The following is a 9,556-nucleotide window of genomic DNA, read 5'->3' on the forward strand; positions in this document are numbered from 1 at the left end:
TTTTTCAGCATATTGGGAACAAAGATCATGGCTATGAATAACCCCTGAATCAAGAAAGGTAGCCAATGTTGAGTTAATATAGAAAAAGCCAGATAAATCAACACTTCTCCCAAGTAATTAGGATTACGACATTTAGCAAAAAAACCTTCTGTAATTAATCCAGTTTTATGCTTAAGAGTATAGTATTTTTGAGCATCACTAGCAAAATGTAAAAATACCCTAAAACTGTTTCTACATTGCCAATATCTAAAGATGGTTCTGCCACCGCTAACCGAATTTCTGGTATAGTAGATTCAGCCCGTAAAATACCACCATTAGATTCAAAAAATATGCTAGTTGTAACTTTACGGTGCAGTCGTGCTTTTTTAATTTGATCATCAGCTTCCGCATCCAAACGCACAGCATGGGAATCTTTTTTACCACAAATATCCGTTGTAATAGCACCTTCTAATCTATCTTCCCCTAATTGTCCAAAAACAGCAGAGCGAAATTGGGGGTCATCTAGGGGTGCAGTTCCTAACGTAATTAAAGGATCACGGTGTGCGCCTTCATATCCTTCTTTATAAGCATGAGACACCCACAAAGCTAATAAACGCAATACTCCCCTAGTCCGTTGGAAGCGGGGTAAAACTTGCCATTTGCGCTCAAATACCGATAACACTGAGGGATGGAAAGGATAGGTAGCATAAAAGGCTTCACGGGGATTATTCAGGGGAAACCAACTAGGTAGTTGTTGGCGGTTATCTAGTACCCAGTCAGCGTATTCATTGCAAGTGGCGATCGCATCTTTTGGTAACATAATCCTACCGTCAGCAGTTACAGCCCCAGCATCCCATTCAAAAAGTCTTCTTCTAATAATTTCTGAATTTTCCGCTTCTGCTGACATCATAATAGGTTTACCCACCCGATCCAGCATTTTTTTAAATCTTTGTTCATCCCCTTCATCAGCTGAAGTGTATTCCATTTCTGAAGCAGGAATAGAAACTACTAACACCACATTATCTGAACCTCTAGCCGTTTCTGATAATGCTTGAATGAAATTATATAAACTATTGTGATAACCATCTTTTCGATATGTACTCACATAGTTGATAATTTCATCCATTAATATTAAACAGGGTTTATCTTTGGGCAGAAATTGTTTAATCACATCGCCTTTAGGTTCAGTAAATCTTCGCTCATGTTCTGCTAATATAGCTAAGGCATTTTCTCCACCTAGCGGAAAATACTTCTGGGGGTAAGTCTAGGTTGATTTTAGTCATAAGTTTTAGGGTGCTGGGTGTGGGAGTACGGAGTGTGAGCGTAATTTTTATTTTCCATAGTTAGGCTTTGTGCTAGTAATTGAATTATGTAAAGTTTATCGTTGGGGGAAAGTTGCAGGAGTTGTTGTTCAAGTTCTGGAATAACCATAATTTTGGTAGTGTGAAAGTGTGGGGTGTAAGAAAAGAGAATTTAATCTAAATTCAAATGTAATTTAATAGCCGCGTTAACTAATTCCATTAATTCTGTACTCAAATTACCTATAGCATCTCCTGATATTCGTTGTTTAGAAATTGTTCGTATTTGCTGAGTTTGAATTTTAGAAGGTTTTGATAAACCACTATCTTCTGGATTTAGCAATACTTCAAAGGGATAAACACGAGTAATATTAGAAGTAATGGGTAAAATTGTCACCGTAGTAGCAGCGTTGTTATTAGCATCATTACTGACTATTAGCACCGGACGGCGTTTATCCATTTCTGAACCAACAGAGGGGCTAAGGTTAGCAAAGTAAATTTCACCACGTTTCATCTGTGAGTCCATCCCCAATAGTTATTTCCCAATTTGGGTCATTTTCTGCTGATGCTTCTCGATATGCTTTTTCTAATTCTTCAGCTACTTCAGCTAAGGGAGATTGACGGAAAAATTCGGAAAGTTTACATTGATCTAGATTTTTTGATAAATCTCTTGGTAGCTGTAGATTATCTGCTGTTGGTGTTTCAGAATTAAGATCTATAAAATTTAACAAAGATGGAAAATCAGAATTATGAGAATTATTTTTACCCCCTATCTCTTGATTTGCTCTGGATTTAATAAACAGTAGAAAGTCTAAAACTTCTCTGACTAAAATATCAGGTGTTTGGGATATTTCATTGATTAGTTGTTCTCTGATAGACATTTATTTTCTCCTTTAGATTTTCAATGTTGGGTTTCACTGTGTTCAACCCAACCTACGGACTTGTATAAATTAACCATACTATAGCTTAACTATTATAGTACGTTTTAGGGTTTAATCACCAATAATATTGATTGTAAAAATCACCATGTTGTAGGGGTTTAGCAGTGACGAGAATATGGGTTGTGTGGACTATTCCTATATTATAGGATGCTAAAGTTGCCAGTATTTGTTTCTAACTGCCACCATTTAAAAAACCCGTAGGGAAAGGTAGCAGAATCATCTCGACTACCTACTACTATAATGGTTTCACCGTCAAGTTTCATTCTGTCTGTTAAACTCATAGCTTGCAGCACTTCATCGCGTAAAAAACTAATTAGGTGAGCGCGTTCTTCCGCACTGCGACGGTAGCAAAAGACTATTCTTAAATCTGCACGGACGCATAATACTTTCCAAAGCGAGTAGGCACTGCGGTTAATATCTTTACTATTTTCTAATTCCATGACCGCAATAGGAAACCGCCAGCTTGTATTACCGGATGCAAAGGACATGACATCTAAAGCTAAGTATTCACTGGGAGATACAGGAAACAAGCCTAGTGGATGTCCTTTAGCGGAGGAATGCCAACCCATTGCTGTAGAAGTTGAGACAACGGTAGTGGTTAAAGCGGTTGTCCATAGCAATAATTGTATTTATATCCTTTGCCCAATAAGAAACTTTCTCAAAAAATGCTTCATAAAACTTAACTTCGCTTTTTTGATGATTATAAATTGCTTTCGGTAATACCTCTAATTTAAGAAAAATACTAGAAGCAAATTCTCGGTTTTCATCCTCCAGAATTTGTAAGGCTTTTTCAGCAATCTCTCCTTGGGAACGAGCAGCATAAATTAAAACACCAGCATCAATAAAAGTACGAATCATATCAGGTCTTCGACCTATCCACCTCGACGTTCTGCTTTCTCTTTGTCTGCTTCGTCAGCCGTTAATAAAGGCATACCAGAATCAATTATTTCTTGGCGGATTTTTCTTAACTTTTGACCCAATTTGGAACTGGATTGTTTTTGGTGTTTTAGAGAATCAATAAAAGCTAAAACTTTTGATTGTTCATCTGTATTTAAGTCTTGCCATTTATACAGTAGTTGTTCTGTACTCATATTCTTAATCACTCCCTTTATTAACTACGCGTTTAAGGTATTTAGTCATTATTGTTGATCACATATTATTTGTCAGAATCCTGTAAATCCTTAATTAAATCTTGGACATTATCTCGACTTCGCTCGATAACCACCTGATTCTGACAAGATATTATGTATTAATACTCATTTTACTCTATATTTTGCAAAAAGTTAATCTTTCTATACAATTGCTTTAATGATAATTTCACATTAATTGATGCCAAATGTAAAATAGCATCTTCTGTTTCATATTCAGTTAAAACCCATTGATTTTGATGATTTTTTACGTACTGCATTATATAATATTTAGTTTGGTCAATTAAAATATATTCTTTAAATTCAGGAATAGAACGATAATAGAGAAATTTATCACCTTGATCATAATCTTTTGTAGATTTAGATAAAACTTCACCAATTAATAACGGGTTAGTAAGTATAGTGGTGTTATTTCCATAATAAATAGGTTCACCTTCAATTACCATCACATCAGGATAAGTAAATACTTGATATTTTGGTATCCACAGTTTAACATCACCAATATAAACTTCATATTTTAACTGATAATGTTCTATTTTTACATAGGGTTGCCAATCTAATTTTACTGGGTCTTGAATAGTATGAACTTCTGGAGATAAAGCACAATTAAATACTACATATAACCAGTAATCCCTCTTCAATCTTTCCGCTGTTTTATATTCATTAGTTGTTAACGCCACTTCACCAATATTTGCCCGTCCTTTAACTTCAATAAACCTAACTAAACTAGCTTTTAATGGATCTCCAGAATCAGGTTGACGTGATATCAAATCAAAGCCGCGATTTTCTTTTTCTACACTCATAACTTGCCAACCTCTGGCTTTTTCATATTCTATCACTGCTTGAATTGCTATTTTTTCAATTTCATCATCAGCTACCATTTGTGCGATTTCTGGAGAACTTCTTTCAGGATGGGGTAATACCCAAGCACGGCCATGATGATGAATATCGGTAATTGCACAACTGGCTTCTTGCTGCAATTCTTCCCGACGTTGTTCTAACCTCCCATTTAATTCAAATGATCGGTCTTCTAATTGTTTCATTCTCCCATCTAAACCCTGTTCTTTATCACCAGATTCTTTCTGTTGCCATAATTCTGCATATTGAATCTGGATTTTATCAATAATTACAGTCAGACTCTTTTCTATATAATTAGAAATTGTCTCTACTTCCTTTTGTCGCTGAGTCCTAATTTCTGTTAAAAATCTATTTAACTCCTGTTCAATTAATGCTTGTTCTACCTGTTCTCGACTGGGTAAATTACTATCATCTGGTAAATAATCAACTAAGTTATGATTATCTATATTTTCTCCATTTTTAATCGGAAAATCTGCTTTTTTTGCTGGTACTAAATCTAAAAATAAAGTTGGTTGGTTCATGGAGTTTTCTACCCCGTCCATCGGTAATAGCAGCCGAAAATACATCTAACCTCGCTGGTGATTTCCTATTCTCTCCTTTCTAATATCAGTGCTTGACTAATTAATTCATTAAGTTGCAAAATTTCTTTTTTTAAAGCAACAGGGTCAATAGAAGCAACTACACTTTCTAAATCACCGATAATTTTTTGCTGATCTGTTTCTGTTAATTCTTCAAAATCCTCTGGAAGTTTTTTATTAATTTGCTCTTGACGATAGCTTTCTGGGTCTTCTAAAATCCTCTGGCGTTTATCACGCATTCTTTCTAAACTTCGACGGACAGCGTAAATACTAGAAGCAAAGCGACGTTGTAACATGGCCATTGTAAAACCTAAAGCCCTACCCCTGGCTGTATCATCACTAGCAGCTTTAACTGATTGGTCTTCTACATAACCAGTGAGTTCATGATAAAATTCTAATTTTTTTGCATCAATTTACATCCATATTCATCAATACCTTTTGTAAATAGCTGACATTTCTAAAGTTAACATTGTCATGTAATTCCTGAAAAGATACGGTAAACTGCACCCTTCAACCACCACTGATTTTAGCCTTGTAACCTAATCTTACCAAAATTTCTAATATCTTCTGTTTATGGTCTCCCTGAACCTCAATTTCATGATCTTTAACCGTGCCACCGGTACCACATTGGGCTTTTAACTGTTTTAATAAAGTAGCCAAAGTTTCCGGTTTAGTTTGAAAACCAGTAATCACCGTGACAGTTTTCCCCTTCCGTCCAGCGCGGGTGGCTTGGATTCTTACATTTTGCTGATTTGGGGGTAAATCTTGGATTCCCCGTTCTAAAGCCCGTTCTAGTGGGGATGAACTACCGTTACCAAATTCCTGGTAAACAAAGTTTTTGTCAGATTTAGGATTAGCCATAGATAGAATTTAAGGCAGGAAAAATAGACTTTCATTCTCAACAATTTTAACCCAAACGGTGGCAATTAAATATATCATTGCTACATGATAGAGTATATATAAGAGGATAAGAGAAAATGAACCACAAAAAAGTCGTGCCTTCGTGGTTCATTAATTGTTACCTAACTGTCCCCCAAGGGTGGAATTAAAGCTCAAATTTTAAAATTTCGAGTCTTCCAAACTAACACTAACAGAATGGGAATTTTGACTTTTCAGAGTTTCTGCTAATTTACCATTTGAGAGAGCAGCAATGGCAAGAGCGTATTGGGGATCACTATTTGTACCGATCAAACTCGGATTAGAAGCCAATTGGCGTTCTTGTGTTTGTGTCAAGTCTAGCTTGATATCAGGTGCAATGCCTTTATGGTTGATATCTGTACCATTAGGTGTATAATAGTGGGCAATGGTGACGGCTAAACCTGAACCATCTTCTAGTTCATGGACTGACTGTACCAAAGCTTTACCAAAGGTTTGACTACCAACAACTACAGCCCGTTTATTGTCCTTGAGTGCGCCGGTGAGGATTTCACTGGCACTAGCAGAATTACCATCCACTAAAATTGCTAAGGGTAGTTTGGTAATAGCCGTACCATTAGCTGTGGTTTGGGCGCTCCATCCTTTGCGGTCTACGGTTTTGACGATATGACCCTCATCTAGCCACATCCGCGCAATTTCTATACTAGCATTTAACAAACCACCGGGATTACCTCGTAGGTCTAAAACATAGGAATCAACTTGATCACTCTTCCCTCTGCGAATAGCAACACGCATTTGGTCAGCAGCGTGGGAACTAAATTCTTGTAATCGAATATACCCAAATCGCCGATTCGCTTCTTGTTTGAGAGTATACCGAACAGTAGGAACTTCTATTGTTGCTCTTGTTAATTTGATTTTGAGTTTGCTTCCTGATCTTTGTATATCTAGGCTAACACTAGTACCTACTTGACCACGAATTAATTTTGAGCCATCTTCTACCGTCATTTTCAGGGTAGATTTACCATCAATGGCTAATATCTCATCCCCTGATTTTAATCCGGCTTTTAGGGCTGGAGAATTGTCTATAGCCTCTATCACGGTGAGACGCTTGGTGTTTTCGTTGATTTGCATACGAATACCAATACCCGATACTTCCCCGGATGTTTGACTAGTTAGGGATTCATATTGTTGGGGGTTCATAAACCGAGTGTAGGGATCACCCAGCTTTTGCAAAGCTGCGCGAATTGCTACGTAAGCTTCTTCTTTAGAAGTATAGTCTTTACTTAATAGGCTCTGCCTGACTGCTTGCCAATCTTGTTGATTAAATTTATCATCAACATATTCACGATTCACCAGCTGCCAAACTTGGTCAACTAATACTTTAGGACTATCTTGTAAAGCAGCATGAACTGATTTTGTCCAAGCTTGACCAAATACAGCTATGGTAGCAGTTGTAGCGATCGCTCCACCAATCAAAGCAGCCTGGAGCGGTGAGTAATATTTTGCAGATTGGTTCATGTATATTCGCGGAAATAGTTGTGTTTTTGAGGGTTTATTAAGCAGAATTGCCTGATTTGTGGTTTTTTATCCTAATAACCTTTATACTTCATCTATCTTGAGACCTTTTTTCCGTTTCCGTTATGGAATATTTTATTTTTTGGTTAAGCACTATTACAGGTTGAGGTGAACCGTTTTTTTACAAAAAAACAAAAGCCACTGTGTGACATTGACATAAGTGTCATTTATAAATTCTCAATTATCTTCTTTACCATACCATTTTCTTGCCTGAGTGGGTGTGATTTCCATTAACATGATCATTAAAGTTTTATTAATGATCCTTTATAAACTGATTATCAATTCCATTCATTCACCTTGAGGATAAATTAATAAAATGTAACAATTAGTACGATTGTTACTTCTACCTGACTAAAAGGCCAGATTTTCTTATCCCGTGTATAACCTACTTCTTGAAGGGATTATGAACTAAGATGATATCATTTTTTGAATAGCTGAACATCAATATCATTCATTCCAGATCATGTATGTAAGATATGCAAAGAACTTGAACAACTGACAAAAGTGTCAACAAAACAAATTATGAATAACAAACCCAAAATAATTGTCCTCGATGATGATCCCACCGGTTCCCAAACCGTCCACAGTTGTTTACTATTGATGCGTTGGGATGTGGAAACCCTGCGTTTAGGATTAAAAGACGATGCTCCCATTCTCTTTATTTTAACCAATACTCGTTCCCTCACCCCAGATGCTGCCGCATCTGTGACTAGAGAAGTTTGCCATCATCTCAAACTTGCATTAGCTTCGGAAAAAATCACCGATTTTCTGATAGTTAGTCGCTCTGACTCCACTTTGCGGGGACATTATCCCATAGAAACCGATGTGATTGCCGAAGAACTAGGTCCATTTGATGCTCATTTTCTCGTCCCGGCATTTTTTGAAGGGGGAAGAATTACCCGTGACAGTATTCATTATTTAATTATTGATGGTGTTCCCACCCCCGTACATGAAACAGAATTTGCCCGTGATTCAGTCTTCAGTTACAATTACAGCTATCTTCCTAAGTATGTAGAAGAAAAAACCAAAGGACAGATCAAAGAAGATACTGTCAATAGATTTTTACTTACAGATATCCGCGCTGGTAGTTTAGAACGCTTGTTACAACTTGAGAATAATCAGTGTAGTGTAGTAGACGGAGAAAATCAACCGGATCTGAACGCCTTTGCATTAGATGTATTAACGGCCGCAAGTCAGGGAAAACGATTTTTATTCCGTTCTGCTGCTAGTATTTTAACAGCTTTGGCTGGTTTACCCCCTCAACCAATTGCGGCTGAAAATATGGCAAAATATGTGCGGGGTAACAAACCTGGTGCAATCATTGTCGGTTCTCACGTTAAAAAGACAACTCAACAGTTAGAATCGTTATTACAACTTGAGGGGACGGTAGGCATAGAAGTTAATGTAGGTAGATTGCTTGATCATGGGGTAGAGGAATCTGCTAAACTATTAGCAGAGATTCTAGAAAATGTCAAAACAGTACATAATGCTGGTAAAACTCCAGTAGTTTACACCAGCCGTCAAGAATTAACTTTTAAAGATGTCAAAACTAGGTTAGATTTTGGCAGCACTGTTTCAGCTTTACTCATGGATATTGTCCAAGGTTTACCATCTGATATAGGATTCCTAATCAGTAAGGGGGGTATTACTTCAAATGATGTCTTGAGTACAGGGTTGGCTTTAACTTCCGCTAGATTACTTGGTCAAATTTTAGCAGGTTGTTCCATGGTAATCACACCATCCGATCATCCCCTGTTTCCTAATTTGCCAGTAGTGTTGTTTCCCGGTAATGTTGGTAATGCTGATGCTTTGGGGACGGTTTATCAAAGATTGGTATGTAAATTGACAATTAACAGTTGACCAAAAAATTTGAGATTTGAGATTTGAGATTTTAGATTGGGAATTTTCGGTACAAACCCCGTCCCTTGAAGACGGAACTAATCCAATGTTTCGTCAATCTAAAATCCTCAAGCTCCACACTTGAGGGTGGAGTCAATCCAAAATCGAAAATTGTAAATCCAAAATCTGTTGACAATTATCAATTTTAAATCTCACAGTTGGTATATTTTGGCTAGTGCTGCATGAATTCTGATTCTGCTAAACATGATGCAATAAACTCTGAAGTTCCTAATTCAGAGTCAGTCGCTTATGAGGTTGATATAGAGGTAAATGATTCTAATGCTGCTGAGGTAAATACGGATGATGTTAAATCTGATATCATAAACTCCGCAGTCCCTAAGTCAGAGTCGCTTGTGTATGAGGTTAATATAGAGGTAAATGATTCTAATTCTGCTGAGGTAAAT

Annotated in this window: 11 protein-coding genes and 3 pseudogenes; 2 read left to right on the forward strand and 12 right to left on the reverse strand. The window is 36.9% G+C overall.

The genetic code is table 11. From position 1 onward, the window contains the following. From ACIR131C_RS26615 to ctpB, 12 genes and pseudogenes are all read right to left on the reverse strand, one after another. Positions 1–254: methyltransferase (locus tag ACIR131C_RS26615; RefSeq protein WP_341271309.1), on the reverse strand; the 254-nt coding region annotated here is incomplete at its 3' end. Next, positions 155–1,195 (reverse strand): DUF499 domain-containing protein, encoded by a 1,041-nt coding sequence (locus tag ACIR131C_RS0105380; protein ID WP_269208800.1) that lies wholly within the window; start codon positions 1,193–1,195, stop codon positions 155–157. The genes ACIR131C_RS0105380 and ACIR131C_RS26615, both read right to left, overlap by 100 nt. Positions 1,196–1,452: 257 nt before the next feature. After that, complete coding sequence (locus ACIR131C_RS0105385) at positions 1,453–1,791, reverse strand: type II toxin-antitoxin system PemK/MazF family toxin (protein WP_028089372.1); 339 nt, start codon at positions 1,789–1,791, stop codon at positions 1,453–1,455. Further along, positions 1,778–2,158 (reverse strand): hypothetical protein, encoded by a 381-nt coding sequence (locus ACIR131C_RS26620; protein WP_231395397.1) that lies wholly within the window; start codon positions 2,156–2,158, stop codon positions 1,778–1,780. Before ACIR131C_RS26620 ends, ACIR131C_RS0105385 begins: the two co-directional genes overlap by 14 nt. A 200-nt stretch (positions 2,159–2,358) precedes the next feature. Next, positions 2,359–2,787, reverse strand: coding sequence for a hypothetical protein (locus ACIR131C_RS21990; protein ID WP_196811727.1), 429 nt, complete (start codon positions 2,785–2,787; stop codon positions 2,359–2,361). Further along, positions 2,765–3,076 (reverse strand): hypothetical protein, encoded by a 312-nt coding sequence (locus ACIR131C_RS21995; protein ID WP_231395398.1) that lies wholly within the window; start codon positions 3,074–3,076, stop codon positions 2,765–2,767. The genes ACIR131C_RS21990 and ACIR131C_RS21995 overlap by 23 nt, the downstream gene beginning before the upstream one ends. A gap of 14 nt (positions 3,077–3,090) precedes the next feature. After that, positions 3,091–3,309, reverse strand: a complete 219-nt coding sequence (locus tag ACIR131C_RS0105410) for a hypothetical protein (protein WP_028089374.1) — start codon at positions 3,307–3,309, stop codon at positions 3,091–3,093. Between the two features lie 170 nt (positions 3,310–3,479). Beyond that, positions 3,480–3,887, reverse strand: a pseudogene (locus ACIR131C_RS25380) (Uma2 family endonuclease); the annotation flags it as partial. A 114-nt stretch (positions 3,888–4,001) separates the two neighbouring features. After that, positions 4,002–4,790: pseudogene (locus ACIR131C_RS27190) on the reverse strand (protein NO VEIN domain-containing protein); the annotation flags it as partial. Positions 4,791–4,810: 20 nt separating this feature from the next. Beyond that, positions 4,811–5,104, reverse strand: coding sequence for a hypothetical protein (locus ACIR131C_RS25950; protein ID WP_028089375.1), 294 nt, complete (start codon positions 5,102–5,104; stop codon positions 4,811–4,813). A gap of 208 nt (positions 5,105–5,312) precedes the next feature. Continuing rightward, positions 5,313–5,663 (reverse strand): translation initiation factor, encoded by a 351-nt coding sequence (locus tag ACIR131C_RS0105425; RefSeq protein WP_028089376.1) that lies wholly within the window; start codon positions 5,661–5,663, stop codon positions 5,313–5,315. Positions 5,664–5,861: 198 nt separating this feature from the next. Then, complete coding sequence (gene ctpB, locus ACIR131C_RS0105430; protein WP_028089377.1) at positions 5,862–7,196, reverse strand: carboxyl-terminal processing protease CtpB; 1,335 nt, start codon at positions 7,194–7,196, stop codon at positions 5,862–5,864. Between the two features lie 579 nt (positions 7,197–7,775). On the opposite strand from ctpB, the gene ACIR131C_RS0105435 reads away from it, so the two are divergent. Both ACIR131C_RS0105435 and ACIR131C_RS26630 read left to right on the forward strand, forming a co-directional pair. Beyond that, positions 7,776–9,113, forward strand: coding sequence for a four-carbon acid sugar kinase family protein (locus ACIR131C_RS0105435; protein WP_028089378.1), 1,338 nt, complete (start codon positions 7,776–7,778; stop codon positions 9,111–9,113). A 221-nt stretch (positions 9,114–9,334) separates the two neighbouring features. Then, positions 9,335–9,556 (forward strand): annotated as a pseudogene (locus tag ACIR131C_RS26630) (septum site-determining protein MinC); the annotation flags it as partial.

The sequence above is a fragment of the Dolichospermum circinale AWQC131C genome, from assembly GCF_000426905.1.
Lineage (GTDB): Bacteria > Cyanobacteriota > Cyanobacteriia > Cyanobacteriales > Nostocaceae > Dolichospermum > Dolichospermum circinale.

Coding starts and splice junctions, on each gene's coding strand:
- ACIR131C_RS21995 (WP_231395398.1), bottom strand. CDS start 3,076: ATGATTCGTACTTTTATTGATGCTGGTGTTTTAATTTATGCTGCTCGT.
- ACIR131C_RS0105385 (WP_028089372.1), bottom strand. CDS start 1,791: ATGAAACGTGGTGAAATTTACTTTGCTAACCTTAGCCCCTCTGTTGGT.
- ACIR131C_RS0105410 (WP_028089374.1), bottom strand. CDS start 3,309: ATGAGTACAGAACAACTACTGTATAAATGGCAAGACTTAAATACAGAT.
- ACIR131C_RS26620 (WP_231395397.1), bottom strand. CDS start 2,158: ATGTCTATCAGAGAACAACTAATCAATGAAATATCCCAAACACCTGAT.
- ctpB (WP_028089377.1), bottom strand. CDS start 7,196: ATGAACCAATCTGCAAAATATTACTCACCGCTCCAGGCTGCTTTGATT.
- ACIR131C_RS0105435 (WP_028089378.1), top strand. CDS start 7,776: ATGAATAACAAACCCAAAATAATTGTCCTCGATGATGATCCCACCGGT.
- ACIR131C_RS21990 (WP_196811727.1), bottom strand. CDS start 2,787: ATGGGTTGGCATTCCTCCGCTAAAGGACATCCACTAGGCTTGTTTCCT.
- ACIR131C_RS0105425 (WP_028089376.1), bottom strand. CDS start 5,663: ATGGCTAATCCTAAATCTGACAAAAACTTTGTTTACCAGGAATTTGGT.
- ACIR131C_RS25950 (WP_028089375.1), bottom strand. CDS start 5,104: ATGGCCATGTTACAACGTCGCTTTGCTTCTAGTATTTACGCTGTCCGT.